At 31.8% G+C, this 21,868-nt stretch carries 20 protein-coding genes; 1 reads left to right on the forward strand and 19 read right to left on the reverse strand.

All coding sequences use genetic code 11. The annotated features are described in order from the left end of the window. Window positions 1-209: 209 nt before the first annotated feature. Window positions 210-599 carry a hypothetical protein gene (locus V5J73_RS11750; protein ID WP_338646103.1) on the reverse strand — a complete coding sequence of 130 codons (390 nt, stop codon included), beginning with the start codon at window positions 597-599 and terminating at the stop codon, window positions 210-212. Window positions 600-1,192: 593 nt separating this feature from the next. Here V5J73_RS11750 and V5J73_RS11755 point away from each other — a divergent pair. After that, the gene (locus V5J73_RS11755; RefSeq protein WP_338646105.1) at window positions 1,193-1,930 is read left to right on the forward strand and encodes a tyrosine-protein phosphatase; all 738 of its coding nucleotides are present in this window, start codon (window positions 1,193-1,195) and stop codon (window positions 1,928-1,930) included. A gap of 71 nt (window positions 1,931-2,001) precedes the next feature. On the opposite strand, the gene V5J73_RS11760 is transcribed toward V5J73_RS11755, so the two are convergent. From V5J73_RS11760 to V5J73_RS11845, 18 genes are all read right to left on the reverse strand, one after another. After that, window positions 2,002-3,969, reverse strand: a complete 1,968-nt coding sequence (locus V5J73_RS11760; RefSeq protein WP_338646107.1) for a polysaccharide biosynthesis protein — start codon at window positions 3,967-3,969, stop codon at window positions 2,002-2,004. A 451-nt stretch (window positions 3,970-4,420) separates the two neighbouring features. Then, entirely contained in the window at window positions 4,421-5,290 is an 870-nt protein-coding gene (gene rfbA, locus V5J73_RS11765; RefSeq protein WP_338646108.1) for a glucose-1-phosphate thymidylyltransferase RfbA, read from the reverse strand. 48 nt (window positions 5,291-5,338) lie between these two features. Continuing rightward, window positions 5,339-5,689, reverse strand: coding sequence for a four helix bundle protein (locus V5J73_RS11770; protein ID WP_338646110.1), 351 nt, complete (start codon window positions 5,687-5,689; stop codon window positions 5,339-5,341). Window positions 5,690-5,978: 289 nt separating this feature from the next. Beyond that, window positions 5,979-7,025, reverse strand: coding sequence for a dTDP-glucose 4,6-dehydratase (gene rfbB, locus V5J73_RS11775; protein WP_338646112.1), 1,047 nt, complete (start codon window positions 7,023-7,025; stop codon window positions 5,979-5,981). A gap of 83 nt (window positions 7,026-7,108) precedes the next feature. Continuing rightward, entirely contained in the window at window positions 7,109-7,963 is an 855-nt protein-coding gene (rfbD, locus tag V5J73_RS11780) for a dTDP-4-dehydrorhamnose reductase (RefSeq protein WP_338646115.1), read from the reverse strand. A gap of 75 nt (window positions 7,964-8,038) precedes the next feature. Beyond that, window positions 8,039-8,587 (reverse strand): dTDP-4-dehydrorhamnose 3,5-epimerase, encoded by a 549-nt coding sequence (gene rfbC, locus V5J73_RS11785; protein ID WP_338646118.1) that lies wholly within the window; start codon window positions 8,585-8,587, stop codon window positions 8,039-8,041. Window positions 8,588-8,633: 46 nt separating this feature from the next. Then, window positions 8,634-9,776, reverse strand: a complete 1,143-nt coding sequence (locus V5J73_RS11790; protein WP_338646120.1) for a DegT/DnrJ/EryC1/StrS family aminotransferase — start codon at window positions 9,774-9,776, stop codon at window positions 8,634-8,636. Continuing rightward, window positions 9,773-10,330: a sugar transferase gene (locus tag V5J73_RS11795; RefSeq protein WP_338646122.1), complete on the reverse strand. Its 558-nt coding sequence runs from the start codon at window positions 10,328-10,330 to the stop codon at window positions 9,773-9,775. Before V5J73_RS11795 ends, V5J73_RS11790 begins: the two co-directional genes overlap by 4 nt. A gap of 27 nt (window positions 10,331-10,357) precedes the next feature. Next, complete coding sequence (locus tag V5J73_RS11800; RefSeq protein ID WP_338646124.1) at window positions 10,358-11,005, reverse strand: acetyltransferase; 648 nt, start codon at window positions 11,003-11,005, stop codon at window positions 10,358-10,360. 4 nt (window positions 11,006-11,009) lie between these two features. After that, window positions 11,010-11,618 (reverse strand): sugar transferase, encoded by a 609-nt coding sequence (locus tag V5J73_RS11805; RefSeq protein WP_338646125.1) that lies wholly within the window; start codon window positions 11,616-11,618, stop codon window positions 11,010-11,012. A 2-nt stretch (window positions 11,619-11,620) separates the two neighbouring features. Then, complete coding sequence (locus V5J73_RS11810) at window positions 11,621-12,541, reverse strand: glycosyltransferase (protein WP_338646126.1); 921 nt, start codon at window positions 12,539-12,541, stop codon at window positions 11,621-11,623. Between the two features lie 68 nt (window positions 12,542-12,609). Next, window positions 12,610-13,452: a glycosyltransferase family 2 protein gene (locus V5J73_RS11815; protein ID WP_338646128.1), complete on the reverse strand. Its 843-nt coding sequence runs from the start codon at window positions 13,450-13,452 to the stop codon at window positions 12,610-12,612. 65 nt (window positions 13,453-13,517) lie between these two features. Further along, the gene (locus tag V5J73_RS11820; protein ID WP_338646130.1) at window positions 13,518-14,672 is read right to left on the reverse strand and encodes a glycosyltransferase; all 1,155 of its coding nucleotides are present in this window, start codon (window positions 14,670-14,672) and stop codon (window positions 13,518-13,520) included. Window positions 14,673-14,691: 19 nt separating this feature from the next. Further along, window positions 14,692-15,780, reverse strand: coding sequence for a glycosyltransferase (locus V5J73_RS11825; RefSeq protein WP_338646132.1), 1,089 nt, complete (start codon window positions 15,778-15,780; stop codon window positions 14,692-14,694). A gap of 125 nt (window positions 15,781-15,905) precedes the next feature. After that, a complete protein-coding gene (locus V5J73_RS11830; RefSeq protein ID WP_338646133.1) occupies window positions 15,906-17,135 on the reverse strand; it encodes an EpsG family protein in 1,230 nt (409 codons plus the stop codon). Beyond that, the gene (gene asnB, locus V5J73_RS11835; RefSeq protein ID WP_338646135.1) at window positions 17,135-18,946 is read right to left on the reverse strand and encodes an asparagine synthase (glutamine-hydrolyzing); all 1,812 of its coding nucleotides are present in this window, start codon (window positions 18,944-18,946) and stop codon (window positions 17,135-17,137) included. Before asnB ends, V5J73_RS11830 begins: the two co-directional genes overlap by 1 nt. Window positions 18,947-18,981: 35 nt before the next feature. After that, window positions 18,982-20,427, reverse strand: a complete 1,446-nt coding sequence (locus V5J73_RS11840; protein WP_338646137.1) for a lipopolysaccharide biosynthesis protein — start codon at window positions 20,425-20,427, stop codon at window positions 18,982-18,984. A gap of 148 nt (window positions 20,428-20,575) precedes the next feature. Beyond that, complete coding sequence (locus tag V5J73_RS11845) at window positions 20,576-21,850, reverse strand: nucleotide sugar dehydrogenase (RefSeq protein WP_338646139.1); 1,275 nt, start codon at window positions 21,848-21,850, stop codon at window positions 20,576-20,578. Window positions 21,851-21,868 lie beyond the last annotated feature (18 nt).

Below are 21,868 nucleotides of genomic sequence, written 5' to 3' on the forward strand. Positions count from 1 at the left end.
TCGCCCATAGTTCCTCCTATCCGAATTACAACATGAATTGCACACAATACATCAGGAAATACCAGTTCAAATATAAAACCAAGGGAATAGATCTTTTCAGAAATAGCAAGCTATGTTTTATCGAAAAAATCATTTCCTATGACCCAATCGATACGATCAAAACCAACAAATCTTTTGCTTACCTATCAGTGCATCCTCCAAAGTATATTTTATTCTGATAGAGCTGCTGCTTTTTCAGCTACACACGGCACAGCAGAAAACTTAAATTTTACGCGTTCAAAATCGATTGGTTCGCCTTTAACAAAATAAGTAGCGCCCATAGTCGTTTGCATTTTTCCATTGCCGAGAATCAACTGTTCTCCTCTTTTTAAAAATGCCATTGGATTTTTAAAGGTAATTTTCTTATCGGTACCCTGTATAAAAGTATAACTTGCCAATAAGGTATCTCCATGAAATTCCCCAGCAATTTTCCCAATTTTTACTGGCATTTTAAAAAATTTCATAACCATATCACCAGTTACTTTTCCGTTTTTTAAAGTGTTTATTTTTAAATCAACGGTGTCTTGCTCATAGTACGCTTTATAGCACTTGATATTCATCGGTTTTTCAGTCTGGGTATCATTAGTTTTAATGACATTTTCGTTTTGATTTTTTTTACAGCTATAAAACCCCATACCAACAAAAAGCAAACAATAAAAACATAGATTTTTCATAATATAAATAGTGAGTTAACCCGTTGGGTGCAAGTATTCAAAAGTCAGTTCCGTTTATTCCGAACTTGTTTCGGAAAGTGTTTTTTTTAAAGTAAAACGAAACAAAAAATGTATCAAGAACTAATTCCACCTAACGGGTTAAGTTAATAATCAATGAATAGTTAGTGCTAATTTACGCATAAATAGCAAATTATACTAAATTCTCACTCTTATAATAACTAGAACAAAGAACTTGCTGGGGAAACTTTATCTAATGTAACTATATTACATAGAGACTTTCAGTTGGAAAACTACTGGAGTAATTTAGTTTTAAATTCATAGATACTGTTTTATTTTATATACAAACACTACCTTGAACTGATCTTTTGAATTAGTACACCAATAACCCTAACACACAATCCAATATTTATCGTATAGGATCAGATTCAGAACCAAAAATGGAGTACTAAAAACAGAAGACTTTTCATTAACTTTGCAGTATGTTTACATTCTTCAAATCAAAACCGACGCTTAAAGATTTAATTCCTGATCACCATATAGATATCCACTCTCATTTGTTACCGGGTATAGATGATGGCGCAAGAACCTTTGCAGATACGCTACGACTAACAAAGGCGCTACAAGAAATTGGAGTTACTGAGTTTATTACAACCCCACACATTATCCAACATGTTTGGGACAATACACAGGAACAAATTCTGGATAAGAAATCCGATACGGTTTTAGAGCTGCAAAAGAACAATATTACAATTCCGTTCCATGCCGCTGCCGAATATCTTATGGATGATCAATTTGTACAACTGTTCCAATCCCATAACTTATTGACTTTAAAAGACAACTACGTTCTAGTTGAAATGTCCTACATCAACCCTCCTATTCAATTGTATTCTATCCTATTTGACTTACAAGTGGCCGGATACATTCCAGTACTAGCACATCCAGAACGCTATTTATTTTATCACAATAATTTTAATGAATACCAAAAGCTAAAGAGAGCTGGCTGTATATTCCAATTGAATTTATTAGCAGTAGTGGGATATTATGGCGTTGGAATCACTAAAATTGCAGAACAGCTATTGCAAAAAGGAATGTATACCTATGTTGGTTCCGATGTACATCATGACAATCATATTGAGGCCTTCAAACAAAAAATAAACCTAAAAGACAGTATGCCGCTAAAAGAAGTGATTGCCAACAATCAATTTTTTAAAGTGTAATAACACCGGTTATAACTAAAAAGGCCCAAAGTACTATACTTTGGGCCTTTTTTAATTCTACAATGGGGAAACTACTTGTCTAACAACTCAAAAGTCGAATTCATACTTTTGAACTCTGGTACAATTTGTTTCATTTTCAGTACAATTTGATCATTATCAAAATGATTCGCAATACTGATAAGTTCTTCTATATCTGCACTCAAAACATCAAACTCATCTAAAACTTCTTCTGAAATCATAATTTTCTCATGATAGGTTGGAAGTGTTTTTGAAGTATCATTTAGTAATTCTTCATATAATTTTTCCCCAGGTCTCAACCCGACAATTTGTATTTTGATATCCTTATCCGGAATAAAACCAGCTAACTTGATCATCTTCCTAGCCAAATCGATAATCTTGACGGGTTTCCCCATATCAAAAATATAAATCTCTCCTCCATTACCCATAGCTCCCGCCTCTAATACCAACTGGCATGCCTCAGGTATGGTCATAAAATACCTTATAATATCAGGATGAGTAATGGTAATAGGCCCCCCTTTTGCAATTTGTTTCGTAAACAAAGGAACAACAGATCCATTAGACCCTAGAACATTTCCAAAACGAGTGGTAATAAATTTCGTAGCATTTTGCGCCCCCTTATTCGTATTCTGTACTTGCAGGGATTGCACATACTTTTCAGCAATTCTTTTACTCGCACCCATTACATTGCTTGGATTCACTGCTTTGTCTGTAGATACCATGACAAATTTTTTGACCTTATAAAAGCAAGATAAATCAGCCAGAATTTTAGTTCCTTCAATATTCGTAAGAATGGCTTGAGAAGGATTTTCTTCCATCAATGGAACATGCTTGTACGCAGCAGCATGAAAAACCACTTGAGGTTGATATTTTTTAAAGACACTATTCATAGCTTCCTTATTCCGTACGTCAGCGATTACGGGGTGCATTTTAGAACTAGACACTAGACCACACATTTCCAAACACATATTATGCAATGGAGTTTCTGCCTGATCTAAAATAACAACAACCTTAGGACTAAAACCCAATACTTGGCGAACAATTTCACTACCAATGGAACCTGCGGCTCCAGTAATTAAAACGGTTTTATCTTTTAACTGTTTTGATATGGATTTGTTATCTAATACTATAGGCTTTCGCTCTAGTAAATCTTCAATTTGAATGTTTTTTACTTTTTGCGAAATCTCTCTTTGATTCTCCCAGTCCGAAATTAAAGGCACCGTAAACACGTTATAATTAAATTCCAAACATTGATCAACGATAACTAACTGTTCTTCTTTTGTCAAACTTTTGTCAGCAATAATGACTGCTTGTGCATTTACAGAACGCATTAATGGGGGCAATTTTTTCTTTTTAATCAAAATGGGCAAATCCAGCATACGCTTTGTCGCATTTTGGTTGTTTTTATCAACAAATCCAACTATTTTAAAGCGGGAAGGTGTTTCAAATTTTAAAGCGTTAGCAACGGATATGGCATTGGCATCGGTACCATAAATTATAGTTCTGATTAATTTATTGGTTCCTTGTTCAGAAAAGTACATCTCAAAGGTTTGTTTGATAATCACCCGATATAAAAACAATCCACAAAAGGACAGTACTATGTTTATGAAGAAAGCAGTGTTTAAGAAAGCCTTCTCTCCATGAAACACCTCGTAAGCAAAATTAAAAAAAAGGAACAATACTAAAACTGCCATTTGTGAAAACAAAAGCTTCACAGCATCAATATAAGAAGAGTGCCGGATGATTCCAGAATACGTTCTAAACAACCAGAAAAAGAAAATATTTACACCAAATAAAGCAATTACAAACCTAAGGCTATGTGGCGTAATGATATAATCTAATCCCGTTCCTTTGAAGATCAGGATAGTAAAAAAAAACGACAGCACCAAAACCGAAAAATCCATCATAACAATGATCCATCTCGGAAGATAGCGCAAATTATGAATGCTAAATTTCAAGTTCTCTCTTGAAAAAAAATTAGGGTTTATGGATGAAGAACCCGTGTTTTTAGCAGTACTCAAAATAGATATATTTTTAACATTACTTATTTTACTAAAGCAAAAATAACGATTAATAAATGGATAAAAGAAAACAATTCAATTCAATTTTAAAATTTAGGAATCAAAAAAAGATGAACTACATCGTAATAGTCTTATTTACAAATTAGTTACTTTCTGTTTTTTAAACAGTCCCAAAATAACAAATTTTATCCTATCAAGATCTCCTTCGGTCAGATCACAAGCATGCCCCCACCTCGTAAAGTAATGTCAGTGTGGAAAGATCTGTTATTGGGGGTATCGATCTTATTGTATTTATCCGCTATTCTAAAATAAAAAAGCGCAATACCAACTAATAATAATAATAATAATAATAATAATAATGCAATATATATCATATTTTAAACGATGTTTAGGTTATAATTGAACCCTTAATTTTTATTACTGAATGATCACTGATCACTAATTACTAAACTTACAACTTATGCTTCAATAATCCCAAAAGATACTCCCCATAACCTGATTTTTTCAAAGGCTCGGCCAATGCTGCCAATTCTTGTTCTGTAATAAAACCTTGTCTCCAGGCAATTTCTTCGATGCAACCTACTTTCAATCCTTGACGTTCTTCAATAACTTGAACAAATTGTCCCGCCTGCATCAAGCTGTTAAAAGTTCCTGTATCCAACCAAGCTGTGCCTCGGCTTAAGATACCGACTTTCAAAGCTCCTTTCTCCAAATACACTTTGTTTATATCGGTGATTTCATATTCACCACGAGCACTTGGCTTGATATTCTTGGCAATTTCCACTACTGAATTATCATAAAAATACAAACCAGGTACTGCATAATTGGATTTAGGTTCCAACGGTTTTTCTTCAATAGAAAGTGCTTTAAAATTAGAGTCAAACTCAACTACACCATAGCGTTCTGGATCAGAAACGTGGTAGGCAAATACAACCCCGCCTTCAGGATTAGTATTGGATTGCAACAACTCATCCATATTAGAACCAAAGAAAATATTATCTCCTAAAACTAATGCAACACTATCATTCCCTATAAATTCTTCCCCAATCACAAAAGCTTGTGCCAGTCCATTAGGTATAGCTTGCTCGGCATAGCTGAATGTACATCCTATTGCCGACCCGTCACCTAATAATTTTTTGAAATTTGGTAAATCATGCGGGGTAGAAATAATCAATATTTCATTAATTCCCGCCATCATCAAAGTAGACAATGGATAATAAATCATCGGTTTGTCATACACCGGCATCATTTGTTTGCTCATCGCTAAAGTTAATGGATGCAAACGGGTTCCAGATCCTCCGGCTAATATAATTCCTTTCATATTTTATTTCGTAATTAGTGATTCGAAATGCGTAATTCGAATCAATTCTTATTTAGTATTTATATATCGTATAAGTCCAAAAAGCATTTTTTTTATTTTTTCAATTTGTACTAAATAAACTTCAATTGAATCTATAAATTGTAATCGATTTGCAAGTATTAATTGCGTTTCTATTTCAGATAATGAGCCCATAGCAATGTATAAAAATTGTATGAATTCTTTATCTCCTTTTCTAGCTGCTCCTTCAGCAATATTACTGGGAATAGAAATTACCGCTCTTTTAATTTGGCTTGATAATCCATATTTTTCATCTGCTGGAAATTCTTTTGTTAATGCATAAATATCTTCCGCTAGTACCATTGATTGTTTCCAAACATCTAAATCTTTATGATCTTTCATATTTTATTTCGCAATTAGTAATTTGAAATGCGTAATTCGAATCAATTCTTATTTAGTATTTATATATCGTATAGGTCCAAAAATATGTTTAAGTATTTTTAAACTATGGTTACTCACATTTTACGCTGTTACGATGTGTACAACATGAAACATTAATACCAATTCATTTTAAACATTACACAAATCACACCTTACGCTTCACAATTCACAATCCACAATTCACAATTCACAATTCACGATTCACGATTTACGAATTACGATTCACAATCCACGATTTACGATTCACGATTTACTCATACTGTTTCTCGTAATAACTAGCATACTCCCCTGAAGTAATATTATTCAGCCACGTTTGATTTTCTAAATACCAATTTACTGTTTTTTCTAATCCTTGTTCGAAAGTAACAGAAGGTTTCCATCCCAACTCTTTATTTATCTTAGAGGCATCAATGGCATAGCGCAAATCATGACCTGGACGGTCTTTCACATAAGCAATCAATTGCTCACTAGTACCGGCAACCCTGCCTAATTTCTCATCCATGATTTTGCAAAGTAATTTAACCAAATCAATGTTTTGCCATTCGTTAAAACCGCCAATATTATACGTATCATGGTTAACACCTTCGTGAAAAACCAAATCAATGGCTACGGCATGATCTTCTACAAAAAGCCAATCACGCGTGTATTTCCCATCTCCATAAACGGGTAAAGGTTTGTTCTGAATGATATTATTGATGAATAAAGGGATTAATTTTTCTGGAAAATGATACGGTCCATAATTGTTGGAACAATTCGTCAACACATATGGCAATCCGTATGTTTCTCCATAAGCACGTACAAAGTGATCAGAACTCGCTTTCGAAGCAGAATAAGGAGAGTTCGGATCATAAGCAGTAGTCTCTGTAAACAATCCTTCAGAGCCTAAACTGCCATAAACCTCATCAGTGCTAATGTGGTAAAAACGCTTGCCTTCCATATTGTCTTTCCAAATCGTTTTGGCGGCATTCAATAAGTTCATGGTTCCTATCACATTTGTTTTCACAAAAGATAACGGATCAGTTATGGAGCGATCCACGTGAGATTCTGCAGCTAAATGCAAAACTCCATCAAATTGATGCTCGGCGAATAAGGCATCAATAAACGCAGCATCAACAATATCACCCTTAATAAATGTGTAGTTCGGTTCCTTTTCTATATCAACTATATTCTCCAAATTCCCAGCATACGTGAGCGCATCCAAATTAAAAATTTGATATTGCGGATATTTAGTAACGAAAAGCCGTACTACGTGAGATCCTATAAAACCGGCACCACCGGTGATTACTATTTTTTTCATTTGTATTTATATTTTTTCTTCAACTACTTTTATAAAAACAGCATTTTTTCACTTAAAAACAGTTTCGAAACAGTGGAACAACTTTAAACTTTAGACTTTAAACAAACAGCTAAACTATCCTTATAATTCGGTACGACAACTCCAAAAGTATCTTTTATTTTAGTTTTATCCAATAAAGAAAAAACAGGACGCTTAGCAGGCGTAGGATAAGCCGATGAAGGAATACCTTTTACTTCACAACTATAACCTCCAATTTCTTGGATAGCCAAAACAAACTCAAACCAACTGACTTCCCCTTCATTCGAATAATTATACATTCCTGCAATCCACTCTTGTGCCGTTACGATATCCATCATTACCTGAGCCAAATCAGCTGCATAAGTTGGAGATCCGATTTGATCGTTGACAACACTAATTGTATCGCGCTCCTGTAACAACCGTTGCATCGTTTTCACAAAATTGTTTCCAAATCTACTGTAAACCCATGAAGTTCTGATGATAATAGCTTCAGGATTTAATTTCAAACACCTTAGCTCCCCTGCTCTTTTTGTTGCCCCATAAACATTAATAGGTTTGGTTATAGCTTCCTCTGTCAATGCAACTGATGAGGTACCATCAAAAACATAATCGGTAGAAATATGGATTAATTTTACGGAATGATCTTTAGCATATTGGGCAATAATACCTACTGCCAAATTATTAATCATGTTTGCTAATTCTTGTTCGGTTTCAGCTTTGTCTACAGCAGTATAAGCACCACAATTCAAAATTATATTTGGAGATAGTACTTCTAATTGTTTTTTTAAGACATCCAAATTATCCAAAGATACTTCCGTTCTATCCGCAAAAATCCATTCATATTGCGCATAATTCTCGGATAACTCTTTCAGTTCTGAACCCAATTGTCCGGTGGCTCCTGTTACTACTATTTTTTGCATAATTATTTTTTATCAAACAAACTCTCAATCTTACCGACAACTTTAAACTTTAAACCTTAAACTTTTAAACTTTTTTTAAAACTCCCAATCTATTACATCAAACCCAGGCAAAACCAAATCCTTCTCAGAAACAATTACCTCTTCTGGATTCAATTGCCAATCAATTGCTAAAGTTGGATCATCGTAACGAATCCCTCTTTCGCTTTCTTTATGGTATAATTGATCTACCTTGTACATAACAGAAGCCGTTTCGCTTAAAACCGAGAAACCATGAGCAAAACCATGAGGCACCATTAATTGTTTTTTATTAGCCGCACTCAAAACAACACTAAAATGCTGTCCATAAGTAGCCGAGTTTTTACGCAAATCAACTGCCACATCCAAAATTTCTCCTTCTAATACACGTACTAATTTAGCTTGTGCAAAAGGATTTATTTGCAAATGCAATCCGCGAATCACACCTCGCTTGGAGAATGATTGATTGTCTTGGATGAATTGGTACATAATCCCATTTTCATGGAACTTGGCTTGGTTGTAGGCTTCAAAGAAATAACCACGCTCGTCATTAAAAACCGCCGGATTGATGATTACAAGATCTTTTATTGTTGTTTGTTCTATTGTCATTTTGTAATATTATATAAAATACATTGAAATATTCATTAAGTGTTTTTTATTTAGTTTTAAAGAAACTAAATACAACTTGCTTAATCCTTTCTCTTTCTTCATCAGTTAGATTAGAACCTGACGGCAAACACAACCCCTTTTCAAATAAAGTTTCGGCTACTTTGGTTCCATAATAAGGATATTGTTTAAAAATAGGTTGTAGATGCATTGGTTTCCACAACGGGCGGGACTCAATATTGGATTGCTCAAAAGCCAACCTCAAGGCTTCGCGGTCGATTCCTTCTTGATTAGGCTCTATAACAATAGCGCTCAGCCAATAATTAGCAAAATAATCATCGTTTGGGGCTGTAAAAACGGTGACTGCTGCAATATCCTTGAACAAATCAACATAAAAAGCATTCATTTTTCTACGTAAACCCACATGATCATCCAATACCTCCATTTGCCCACGGCCAATTCCGGCGCAAATATTACTCATTCTATAATTATACCCAATTTCACTATGCTGGTAATGGGGTGCATTGTCTCTGGATTGTGTAGCGTAAAACACAGCTTTATCTTTAATTGCAGCCGTTGAAGTTACAATTGCCCCGCCACCTGAGGTAGTGATAATTTTATTCCCATTAAAAGACAAAACTCCTACATCGCCAAAAGTACCACATCGTTGACCTTTATAGCTACTACCCAACGCTTCGGCACTGTCTTCCAGAATCGGAATGCCATATTTATCGGCTATAGTCCTAATTTCATTAATTTTATAAGGCACACCGTACAAATGCACTGCAATAATCGCTTTTGGAGTTTTTCCTGTAGCAATTCGATCAACTATAGCTTCCTCTAAAGCAAGTGGACATAAATTCCAGGTGTCTATTTCACTGTCAACAAATACAGGAATTGCTCCAAGATATAATATCGGATTGGCCGAAGCCGAAAACGTCATACTCTGACAAAGCACTTCGTCACCAGCCTGAACTCCTAATAAAATCAAGCCCAAATGAATAGCAGCGGTTCCGGAGCTTAGCGCCCCTACATGGCATTCATTTCCTAGGTAATTTTCAAGGTCCTTTTCGAGTCCGTTCACATTAGGTCCTAATGGAGCAACCCAGTTCGTATCAAAAGCTTCGCTTACAAATTTTTGCTCACTTCCCCCCATGTGCGGGGACGAAAGCCATATTTTTGAATTATTCATTGTATAGATCTAAATATTGTTTTAAAAATTATTTTAATGTCCCCAAAAAAACTTCGATTATTATAATAGTTTAAGTTGATTAAAACCTTATCTGGAAAAATAATTTCGTCGTTATACTGCAATGGTTTTTCCTGTTGAGCTAAAATTTGCTCTTCATTAAAATATTTTAAAGACGCCTCGCTAGTTAAACCAGGTTTCAATTCCAATATCTTCTTAGCTTCATCTTCTAAAACATCATAATATCCTAAAACATCAGGTCTTGGCCCTACAAAACTCATTTGTCCTATCAAAACGTTAAAAAATTGTGGCAATTCATCTAGTTTTGATTTTCGTAAAAAACGTCCGAAAAAAGATATTTTCCCTGTAATGGGATGTATTGTTTTAAATTTAACAATTTTAAAAGTTTTACCAAACTGCCCAATTCTATCTTGCAAAAAAAAACCATTGGAACCTGTATCAAAGCTGGTCAAGACATAGAGAATGACTAAAAGAAAACCTAATACAAGAATTCCTAAAAAAGAAAATAAAAAATCGAATAGACGTTTACAGGTCAAAATTGTTGCTGTTTTTTTATAAAAACACTAGACATTATGAAACTTAATAGGTTTTGCGGGAATTCCTACAGCAGTACAATTTTCAGGTAAAGACCTAGAAACAACTGCCCCAGCTCCAACAATTGTATTTTTCCCTATCTCAAGTTGATTAATTATTTTCGCACCCGTTCCAACATACACCCTCTCTTCGATCAAAACTTCACCTGAAATATTTACTGAAGGCATAAATGAAGCAAATGAAGATATGGTAGTATCATGTCCCACAGTACACAATAAATTCAATATTACAAAATCTTTAATAACAATATTACAGGTAACAATACACCCAGCACAGATTATATTCCCTATTCCAATCTCTACAAAATCATCTGAGATCAAAACATTAGGATGGATAATACTTGGGAAATCTATTTTAGTGTTTTTAATTTTATTAAAAATATTAAATTTTATTTGTGGGTCTCCGATTGCAATAACAATCGAACAATTCTCATTGATGCTATTAATGTCTTCTACTCCTCCTAAAACAGGATATCCATTTACAATCTCTCCTTTTTCAAATCCATCATCATAAAAACCCAGAAAGACATAGGTTGGAGCAACCTTATTTATGAAATCCAACATCGTTTTCACTTCTCTTCCAAAACCACCTGCACCAATAATTGCAATATTTTTCATCATTTTATTTTTTAGTTCCTGTAAAAGCTTCCATAGTCATTTGGCCTTCTTGAGATATTCCCTCTCTAAAAAAAACTTTTTTTATGGTAAGTCTAATTATTTTAAAATCCAATACCAATGAGATATGATCCACATACCATACATCTAATTTAAATTTTTCCTCCCAATTAATGGCATTTCTTCCGTTAACTTGTGCCCAGCCAGTTATCCCTGGTTTTACCTCATGACGTCTCTTCTGGAAATCAGAATACAACTCCAGATATTGAGGAAGCAGAGGTCTTGGTCCTATCAAACTCATATCGCCTTTAATTACATTTAAAAGTTGTGGCAATTCATCTAATGAAGATTTACGTACAAAAGACCCTATTTTCGTTAGTCTTTCGGCATCAGAAAGAAGATTTCCCATGACATCTTTCTTATCATTCATCGTTTTGAACTTGATAATCTTAAAAATTTTTCCATCTTTACCAGGACGTGACTGAAAGAAAAAGGGCTTACCTTGGTTTGCAAAAAACAAACCAATAGTGACCAAAATTAATAATGGACTAAATAGTAGTATTCCCAACAGGGAACTAATAAAGTCGATGATTCGCTTACTGAACTTCTTATACATATTTATTTATTAATTCTTATGGGGAGTAGGCTGATAATAAAAAACTGAATGAATTTTTTAGAACTGCGTATTAATTCAAAATTATACCTTAATAGGACATATAGCCTTGACAAATAGTTTTTAGAGTATAAATGATAGATTCTATTCTCAACAGACCCTGGTCTTGTAAATTTATTAAATCCTTTTATCTGCTTAAAATACCAGCCCTGCTTAATTAATTTTAATCTTTCTTTGATAGCATATAAAGAATTCTTATTTAACTGGCCATGAACATTATCCGAATGAATCCGATACAGTATAAAAGCATTACTATCAATAGAAACTTTATAGCCCGTAGCTCTAGCATAGAAATAAACAAACCAATCATGAGAAAAGTTCTTCCATTGAGTATAATTCGTTGCAACTAAAACTTTTTTTAAACCCAGACAAAATTCATTTGTAAAAACATAGGTACACCCAGCACTGCCTCCCTCAAATAAATAATCATATTTTTTTTGGGAAAAAGATTTATTAATAATTGATTTTTCATTGGATTTTTCATCCCATAATATCAAATTAGAACAATATAAACTAGAACCTTGTTTAGTTAACATAGTACCCGCAGTTTTTAATTTCTCAGGTAGCCAAATATCATCTTGATCTGCAAAGGCGACCAAATCATACTCATTTATTAGTTCTTCATTAATAGTTTGTATAGCGTTCAAAAAATTATTGGCAGCACTACCTGATCCAATACTATTCTTTTTTATTTCAACACGAATATCATTTTTAAAAACTTCTAATACTTGCAAAGTTTTATCGCTGCTAACATCATCAAATATTTTTACATTTACATCAACCCCAACTTGGGAGAGTATAGAATCTACTTGTTCTTTTATATATTTTTCGCCATTGTATGAGGCTAGAATTACTAAAATTTTCATTATTATTTTTTATTTAGAACAAAAAACTTGAAATTAAATTTCATAAAAGTTTATTGCTAAAATTATCATTATCGGTAAAGCAAATCTTTTTTTAAGAAACCATCTAACCTACCACTTACTGCTAAGTAATATTTTTTTCTATTCACAGAAAAGACATTAAAAACATACCTAAAAACCGAATAGCTAAAAAAAACAAAGAAAACTAGAAACAAAACAAAACTTAAATTCTTACGCATTATAGCACCGTATCCGTAGGCATAATTATAAACCTTAATCTCGTTCATTGACGCAACATTTATGGGAGGATGCCAAACATTAATCAAAGGTGAATAATAAACATTGTTTCCTCCTAAAATCGATCTAATAATATAATCCAATTCTTCACCAAGCCATATTTTCGAACCTACACCAAAATTCTCATCAAATTTTATTTTTAATTTAGTAAAACAAGCAATTGCAGAATAGTTTAAGCTATAATTTAATAAATTTAATTTTTTTTGATTTTTTGAATTTTTCCTAATAGACGTCCTATTGATCTTATTATCAAACACACAACCATACACTAAATCCGCCTTAGGATTTAAGGAAAAAAATAAAATTGCTTTTGATATAGTATCGGGATAAAATGTACAATCATCATCAGGGAAAGTGATGATATCTGCTTTTGCCAACTCTATTCCTTTATTTTTCGCTTTAGACAAACCCTTTACATTAGTTTTATAATGTAGTATACTAAATTCATTTTCGAATTTCCTAATTAACGGTTCTAAATTAATAACATCATTTTGATCAATAACTATAACTTCAAAATCCTCTCTAGAGCAATCTTGTTCTAATAAACTTTTTAAAAAATCATCAACCTCAACATACCTGCCGTAGGTAGACAAAATTAAACTTACTTTCAAATTCATAACTTTTTATTTAAAAAACACCTGAAAAAACTAAATTTATTTCAGTATCAAATTGACAAAAAAAACTAACTATTTTGATAATAGTCCTCATGTTCTAAAACCATTCTTTGCACAGAAAACTGTCTAGAAAAAAACGTGCTGTTTTTACTTATTTGCTGATATAACGCCTCATCTTCAATTAATTCGACTATACAAGCTGCCAGTGCTTTCTCATCAAACATTGAAAACAACAATCCATTTTTTCTATCGGTGATCAGCCTTGAAAATATATCATTATTGGCAGCTACTACAGGAAGTCCCATTGCCATTTTTTCAATAAGCGTTAAGGTAAAACCTTCAAATTCTGAAGGAAAAACTGCAATATTTGTTATAGATAAAAGTTCGGGTATGTTTGAAATAGCTCCTAATAAAAGAACAATATCATGCATCTGGTTTTCTGAAATAAAAAGCTCTATCTGTTTTCTCGTTTCTCCTTCTCCCGCAAATATTAATTTAACATTTGGATGCGTTTCTAAAACAATTTTTAATGCTTTCAACAACGTGATATGATTTTTACCCCAACAAAGTCTAGCAACATATGTTAAGACAATATCAGAATCTTTTACGCCAAAAGCTTCAGGCAAAATCCCATACTTTTTGTTATCAAAAACATTTAAATCAACACCATTAGGAATATATCTTATACTTTTTGAATGCTTTTTAAATAATCGCTGATTGTTTTCATGAATGATTTCAGAAATACTAACTAAATTAGGCTTAAGCATTCCAATAATCCATTTCTCAGTCAAAAGTTTAAAATTATCTAAAAAAGATTTTGGATTGTAATACATTCCAGACGTATGCACCGTATGAAATACTTTAATCTTTGCAGTACTCGTTTTTATAGTGGTAAATACAATTAATAACCTATGAAGATAAGAATGCGTATGAATGATATCAGGTTGAATCGATTTAATAGCTTTACTCAAAACACGTATTGCGCCAAAAAAATTCAAGACAGTAGTTAGGCCAATCAAATCTTTATGCTTTAAAGGAAGGCTTACAAGAGTAACTTCTTTGGCATTGATTAAACCACTTATTTCATTCAAATCATCAGTTAATGTAATAATGTAAACATCATACTGATTTTTATTTAAATTATTACAAATATCAATAACAATTTTTTCTCGTCCGCCAACACATAAAGTATCTACAATATGAACTATTTTTTTCTTTTGCATTATTTAATTATTTCAAAACCTATAATTCATCAAAAAACTCTTGAAACAATATCTTTGCACTGAATTTTTTTTCAGCCCAATCTGACAAACCACTGTTGCGCTTCAATTCTCCTAAATAATATTTCTCTATAGCATCCGAAAAAGCAGAAAAATCTAATGGATCAATTAGATCCTTATGTAATTCTAAAGGTGTAGTTTCTAAAATAGTTTTGATATTTGAGGCTACAATAGGTAACCCTGCAATCATTGCTTCAATTAAAGAATTGGGTTGTCCCTCCGTTATAGAGGGAAAGAAAAACAAATCAAAAATCGGCAAAATACTATTTACATCATCTCTATATCCTAATAATTTGACTTTATCTTTTAATACCCTACTTTTAGATACGGTTTCTAATAATTCAACATCTGTATTTTTACCACACAAAACAAAATAAACATCATTGTATTTTTTACAAATATTTTCCGCTACTTTAATAATGGTTCCATGATTTTTAGCAAAGTTGTACCTTCCTGTATGACCAATAACAAAAGCATTTTCTGGGATGCTAAAATCTTCTTTTGAAAACTTTTTATCCCCGATTTCAAAATCTATTCCATTATAAATGACAGAAAATTTTTGGCTATTCCTATTTCTTGTAGCGTGAAAAAAGTCTAAAGCAGCAATAGAATTTGATAAAATTTTGGTTGAGAAACTAGTAACTAGTGTCTTAGAAAAATTAATGTAAAGTGTTTTAAAAAAATTTAATTCAAATTGATAGGTAGATTCTCTGTAGAATACAATTCTTCTTTTTATTCCGGCTAATTTTGCAATAAAAATTATAATACCAGAAAAATGACCACTAAAATCAACAATAGAATCCGCTTTAGAGTCTTTTAAAAAAAAATATAATGATCTATTTGAATTAAAATCAAATTTTGATAAATCCATTTTTACAATTTCAATCTGGCTTATCTTTCTATACTCTTCCTCTAATTCACCTAAATAATCCCCTCTACAAATTACAATAGGTTGGATTTTGTTATTAAAAAAACGCAAAAAACGCAACAAATAATTCTCAACCCCACCCGAATCAAGTGTTGAAACTACAAAAACAATTTTTTTTGTCATAAATTAATCTAAAAACCCATTGGGTAAAATTATTAAAAACATCAGTTCAAGTTTTTTTTGAGGAAATGAAATGAAACAAAATGGTATTAAAATTAATTACTTCCAATGGCTATAAAACGCTGTTCTTATTGGATAAAATCATTTGGACTCATATTGTTTTTTAAAATAATTCGGACTAACAAAATCACATCCTTATTAAAAAAGGTTTCAATAATATTGGGCAATCCTGAAATTATCTGAAAAAAGAAAATACCTATTAAAATGGACGCAAATAAAAAACCCCACGCTTTTTGTTTATGCAAGTAAATTTCATGAATGAGAAAAAAAACAAATAATAATTTTAGAAAAAGTACATATCTAAAAAAAATAGTAGGCACGGAATAAAAAATATTTATAACTGAGGCACTGAATAAAACCATATTCTTGAAAACACCTTTACTTTTAGAAAAGAAAACTAAAAAAACATAAGAAGTAGTTATAAAAAACATTTCCAATAAAAAAGTAATTTTAGCAATATACGACTCATTTATTGCGTTTTGAATAAAATCATCTCCTTCTAAATAGGCATCCTGCTTGACAGCTAGTCCACCAGAAAATCCAAATAGATTAAATAGTGATAATATAAAACTAACTGGAATAATTATAAAAAAAAGAGAAATTAAAAAAAGTACAATATACTTCTTATCACTATTTGGGAAAAAAAACAATACAGAAAAAATAGGTATAAAAACCAATGTACTAAAATGGATGAATGAAGCTATTACTAATAATAAAAAGGCGATTTTCTTTTTTTCAATTAGACCAATGTAAAAGGCCATTAAAACAAAAGAATTAGCAAACATAAATCGAGTACCCGAAAATAAATCGATATAGGGTATAGCCAAACAAAGCAGTATAATGGCGTAAAACCTATATTCTTTTGTTGTGTAAACTTCTGTTTGTGTAATTTTATAATATATTGAAAAAATTAAACGCATCGAAATTATAGTCACAATTGCAAAAACATACTGGGCACTTATAGCATATTGCGAGGCAATATAAAACATCGATTGCAGTATAAAATCCTGACCTTGAATCATTAAATAAGCAAACAACTCAACATAAGAACTGTTTTGAAAACTTTCATAAAGCTCAAAATACCTAGCTCTATCATCAGACAAATTAGGTACAAAAATGTAACTTACTATCCCAAATAAAAGTACCAATAATTGCAATGAAAATTTTGACTTATTTATAACTCCTATTAAAATAGAGGGAATGGCTAAAAAAGGAGATACAGAAAATAGGACAGCATTAAATAAGCTTATCTTATTAAATTTTAAATTTAAACTATTATTTAGCGAAAATTTAAACATTAAAATTTCAAATTAAATTCTTTACACCATTTAGCAAGTAAAAACAACTTCCAAATATTGAAAGCATAATCTGATTTTCCCGAAAAATGTATTTCCAGTTGCTTTTTAAATTTATTAACATCAAGATTAGGTACACTATTTAAAAAATCATCATTTAAGTGCTCTTGAATATCTGATTTCAGCTCTTCTCTTATCCATTTTCCTATAGGAATTGCAAAACCTTTTTTAGGTTGATTAAAAACCTCCTCGGGAATATATTCTTTAAGAATGTCTCTAATGATTTTCTTTTTAAACCCTTGACCATATCGAAAAGAAACTGGTAATGTACGGGCAAATTCTATAATTCTATAATCTAAAAAAGGGCTTCTTACTTCTACTGCATAAGCCATGCTAGCCCTATCTACTTTTACATTACTGTCATTTTCAAGCCATAATTTTATATTCAAATCGGCCATCCTTTGTACAGAATTAGTTGCCCAATTCTTATATCCTTCATAAAAGCCAAACCATTTATTCGCTCTTTTTAACTGAATACTATCAAAACCGGTAAAAATTCCTTTTGAATAGTCGTTACTATTCTTTGTTTTTAATAACGAATTAATACCTTCAGGCCTATATTTAAATATTCTTTCATTGTAAAATAATGATAAAAATCGTCTTACAAAATAAGGGACTTTACTGATTTTCTCAAATCTTTTTAAATAATCAAAATGATTGTATCCTAAAAAACTCTCATCTCCACCATCACCTGATAATGCAACAGTCACATGTTGTTTAGTCACAGAATTCAAAAGTAACGAGGGTAAGGCAGAACTATCTGCAAATGGCTCATCATAAACCTTAACTAACATAGGTAGCATGGCCAAGGCATCTTTGGGGCCACAAATTGTTTCTTTATGATTTGACCCAATAATACTTGCAAATTGCGAAGCCACTTTACTTTCGTCAAAATTAGGATCTTCAAAACCAATTGTAAAAGTATTCACCGGTACTGCGGCTATTTTTTGAGCTATTGCCGAAACAAGTGCAGAGTCAATACCACCAGAGAGGAAAGAACCCAGAGTTACGTCTGCTTGCATTCTAATTCTAACCGCATCGATCATCAACTGATGCAACTCTTTTTTAGCCTCTTCATAAGAAATATCCCGAATGACAACTGGTTTTAAATTCCAGTATTCTGAAACCGTTTTAGTGCCATTCTCTAAGTCAATTTCCATAAAATTCCCCGGAGGCAATTTAAAAACATCTTCAATAATAGAATACGGACTCGGTATATAGCCACAATCTAAATAAATAGAAACTGCATCTTTTGATACTTTAGAACTTTTTGAAATTAGTGGCCGCAATTGACTACAGATTTCAAATTTCCCATCTTTCCAATAATAGAAAAAAGGTTTAACTCCTGTCCTATCTCTAGCGCAAAAAAGAGTTTTTTTCTTTCTGTCATAAATAGAGAATGCGAACATTCCATTTAATTTAGGCAGAATATTTTTTCCCCATTCTATATATCCTTTAAGTAGAACCTCTGTATCACTGGTAGTTGCAAAATGGTGTCCTAGCTCTAGTAATTCCGTTTTAATTATTTGAAAATTATAAATTTCGCCATTGAAAACAATCCAATAACCATCAAAATCAAAAGGTTGGTTGGATCTTTGGTCTAGATCTAAAATGGATAGTCGTAAATGCCCTAATGAAATACCATCAATTTTATCATACCCTAAATTATTTGGCCCACGAAACTCAATACTTTTTAATTTTTCAATAACAACCTCTTTTTCGAAAGGGATATTGGTTATATATATTCCACACATGTTTCTTTTTTTTTAAAAATACTTTACATTAAATCTTAAGGTAATTCATTACGGAATGTTTTAACATTCTTCATTAAACTAATCACATTCTCAATTTTAAAAATGTATAACAAAAAGAAATTGATAATTAAAAACAGAATAACAAATGGGATTCTATAATAATTTTCTACACTTAGACTGTTTAATGTTAAAGTTGTAATTAATGTTGATACAGTACAAATTATAATAATCTTTAAGAAAATCATATGATTTTTATTTTGATCTGTCTTAATAATCTTTTGTGAGGCAATTAAAGTGATTAGATAGCCAACAATTGATGTAAATATTAATCCGTATAATAAATAGTCTATACTATGAAAATAGATACCAATCATAATACTCAATGATTGAATTATTTTTTTAGTTATTTCTAGGTATAGTAAAGAATGTGTTTTGTTAAAAATTCGAAAAAGATTCCCATAAACTATTTCCATTATACTAAAGAAAGAGGAAATACTTAAAAGCTTTAGATAAAAGGAAGAATGAATCCATTTTTGACCAAATAAAATCAAAATAATTTGATCAGAGTACATAATTACTAAGCTTGTGATCGTACTTAGTGCAATAGCTAATAATTTGATAATGTTGGCATGGCTTAGCTTAAAAACAGCATTTTCACTTTGCAATCTACTCATGTAGGAATAAACAACATTATATAGAACATTTTTGGTAGGTGCATCAAGAACATCTTGAAGTCTTTTAGATTGATAATAATAACCCGCATTAATTACACTAAAGTATCTTCCAATTATTAATTGATAGATATTATCGAATACCGTAATCATTAAGGAGGAAAGCGTCGTAAACACACCAAAGGATAACATTTCTTTAAAAGAGACCATACTAAACACTATCTTCCCCATACCACCCTCTTTTATTCTATAAATTATAGTTAAAAATAAAGCGGATAAAACTTGAAGAGCTACAATAGACCAAAGTCCAAAATTCATGTATGCCATAGTTATAGCAACAGTAGAAGCCATAAAGAAAGCTACTAATCTATATAATCCTATCTTTTTAAAAGACATTGCTTTTACAAGTTTAACTCCTTGAACTAGCGATAAAGAATTTATAACAATCGTTAAACTTAATGCGCTTAAAACATACCTCAATATAGGTGTATTATAAAATTCTGCGACATAGCCTGAAATTATTAAACACAATAAAAATAAAACAATACTAATAAATAAGTTAAAAACGAAAATGGTAGAATAATCAATATTACTAGGCTTTTCCTTTCGTATTAATGCCCCTCCCATACCGCTATCGACTAATACATTAGATATCCCAATAAAAAACATTGCTATACCCACTGTACCGAATTCACTTGGTGTCAATATTCTAGCAAGGATCACATTACCGGTTAAACCTACTAATATATAGGCAATTTGACTTACAAAAGCCCACGCTGTATTCTTTACTAAAACTGTACTTGATTGCATTTTATAATAGTTCGCAAATATTTAATATAGTAATCAATTAATTTTTTGCAGATAATCTTAATTAGTTTTGACGTGTATTCTATTCTTTAATTTTAACCTACTACTAGGATATGTAAACAAAAGGGAAACAATGAATTAAGCCCCATTTTTATAATTTCCCATCAACATTATTCTTTAATACTCCCTTCACATCATATAATAAACTAATTTGCTTTTGCAATAAACTATAATCTAATTCTAAAAAACATTCATGAGCTACCCCTAAAACTACAGCGTCAAATGTATGGGTTGGTAACTCTTTAGTTGTTTTTAATTGGTATTCATGCAAAACTTCATTTGGATTTGCCCATGGATCATATATCGTAATTATAACTCCATAATCTTTAAGAGCAGCAACAACATCAACAATTTTAGTATTACGTACATCAGGACAATTTTCTTTAAAAGTAATCCCCAACATCAATAAACTAGCCCCTTTTATAGTTATCCCTTTTTGTATCATCAGCTTCACCACTTGAGAAGCAACATATTCTCCCATACTGTCATTCAATCTACGACCAGCCAAAATAATTTCAGGATGATAGCCAAATTCCTGAGCGCGTTGTGCTAAATAATACGGATCAACGCCTATGCAATGACCTCCAACTAAACCTGGTTTAAATGGTAAGAAATTCCATTTGGTTCCTGCTGCTTCCAATACGGCATGGGTGTCAATATCCATTAAATTGAAAATTTTAGCCAACTCATTTACAAAAGCAATATTAATATCACGTTGTGAGTTTTCGATAACCTTAGCTGCTTCAGCAACTTTAATACATGGCGCTAAGTGAGTTCCAGCAGTAATAACACTTTTGTACAATTCGTCTACTACTATACCTATTTCAGGAGTAGAACCCGCAGTAACTTTTAAGATTTTTTCAACAGTATGCGCTTTGTCTCCTGGATTTATTCTTTCTGGCGAATAGCCCGCAAAAAAATCAACGTTAAATTGTAAACCAGACACTCTTTCCAAAACAGGCACACACTCTTCTTCTGTAACTCCTGGATATACTGTAGATTCATAAATAACAATATCTCCCTTTTTAAGGACCTTAGCCACAGTTTCGCTCGCTTTGTATAATGGAGTCAAATCAGGTCGGTTATTTTTATCAACCGGTGTTGGCACAGTAACTATAAAAACGTTACATCCTTTTAAAATTTCTAAATCATTGGTACAGTAAAGCCCTACTTTGTCTGAAAATTTATCTACCAAAACAGCTTGTAAAATTTCATCTTCTACTTCAAGAGTATGGTCATGACCTGTGTTTAATTCAGATATTCTATTTTTATTTATATCAAATCCTACGGTACTATATTTAGTAGCAAATAATCTGGCTAAAGGAAGTCCTACATAACCTAGTCCAATAATCGCTATTTTTTTCATGCTAAATCTAATTTTTAA

The organism is Flavobacterium sp. KS-LB2, assembly GCF_036895565.1.
In the GTDB taxonomy this organism is placed as follows: Bacteria; Bacteroidota; Bacteroidia; order Flavobacteriales; family Flavobacteriaceae; genus Flavobacterium.

Excerpts from the sequence above, each read along its gene's own strand:
- V5J73_RS11750 (WP_338646103.1), bottom strand. The coding sequence starts at position 599 with ATGAATATCAAGTGCTATAAAGCGTACTATGAGCAAGACACCGTTGAT.
- V5J73_RS11755 (WP_338646105.1), top strand. The coding sequence starts at position 1,193 with ATGTTTACATTCTTCAAATCAAAACCGACGCTTAAAGATTTAATTCCT.
- rfbA (WP_338646108.1), bottom strand. The coding sequence starts at position 5,290 with ATGAAAGGAATTATATTAGCCGGAGGATCTGGAACCCGTTTGCATCCA.
- V5J73_RS11770 (WP_338646110.1), bottom strand. The coding sequence starts at position 5,689 with ATGAAAGATCATAAAGATTTAGATGTTTGGAAACAATCAATGGTACTA.
- rfbB (WP_338646112.1), bottom strand. The coding sequence starts at position 7,025 with ATGAAAAAAATAGTAATCACCGGTGGTGCCGGTTTTATAGGATCTCAC.
- rfbD (WP_338646115.1), bottom strand. The coding sequence starts at position 7,963 with ATGCAAAAAATAGTAGTAACAGGAGCCACCGGACAATTGGGTTCAGAA.
- rfbC (WP_338646118.1), bottom strand. The coding sequence starts at position 8,587 with ATGACAATAGAACAAACAACAATAAAAGATCTTGTAATCATCAATCCG.
- V5J73_RS11790 (WP_338646120.1), bottom strand. The coding sequence starts at position 9,776 with ATGAATAATTCAAAAATATGGCTTTCGTCCCCGCACATGGGGGGAAGT.
- V5J73_RS11800 (WP_338646124.1), bottom strand. The coding sequence starts at position 11,005 with ATGAAAAATATTGCAATTATTGGTGCAGGTGGTTTTGGAAGAGAAGTG.
- V5J73_RS11805 (WP_338646125.1), bottom strand. The coding sequence starts at position 11,618 with ATGTATAAGAAGTTCAGTAAGCGAATCATCGACTTTATTAGTTCCCTG.
- V5J73_RS11810 (WP_338646126.1), bottom strand. The coding sequence starts at position 12,541 with ATGAAAATTTTAGTAATTCTAGCCTCATACAATGGCGAAAAATATATA.
- V5J73_RS11815 (WP_338646128.1), bottom strand. The coding sequence starts at position 13,452 with ATGAATTTGAAAGTAAGTTTAATTTTGTCTACCTACGGCAGGTATGTT.
- V5J73_RS11820 (WP_338646130.1), bottom strand. The coding sequence starts at position 14,672 with ATGCAAAAGAAAAAAATAGTTCATATTGTAGATACTTTATGTGTTGGC.
- V5J73_RS11825 (WP_338646132.1), bottom strand. The coding sequence starts at position 15,780 with ATGACAAAAAAAATTGTTTTTGTAGTTTCAACACTTGATTCGGGTGGG.
- V5J73_RS11830 (WP_338646133.1), bottom strand. The coding sequence starts at position 17,135 with ATGTTTAAATTTTCGCTAAATAATAGTTTAAATTTAAAATTTAATAAG.
- asnB (WP_338646135.1), bottom strand. The coding sequence starts at position 18,946 with ATGTGTGGAATATATATAACCAATATCCCTTTCGAAAAAGAGGTTGTT.
- V5J73_RS11840 (WP_338646137.1), bottom strand. The coding sequence starts at position 20,427 with ATGCAATCAAGTACAGTTTTAGTAAAGAATACAGCGTGGGCTTTTGTA.
- V5J73_RS11845 (WP_338646139.1), bottom strand. The coding sequence starts at position 21,850 with ATGAAAAAAATAGCGATTATTGGACTAGGTTATGTAGGACTTCCTTTA.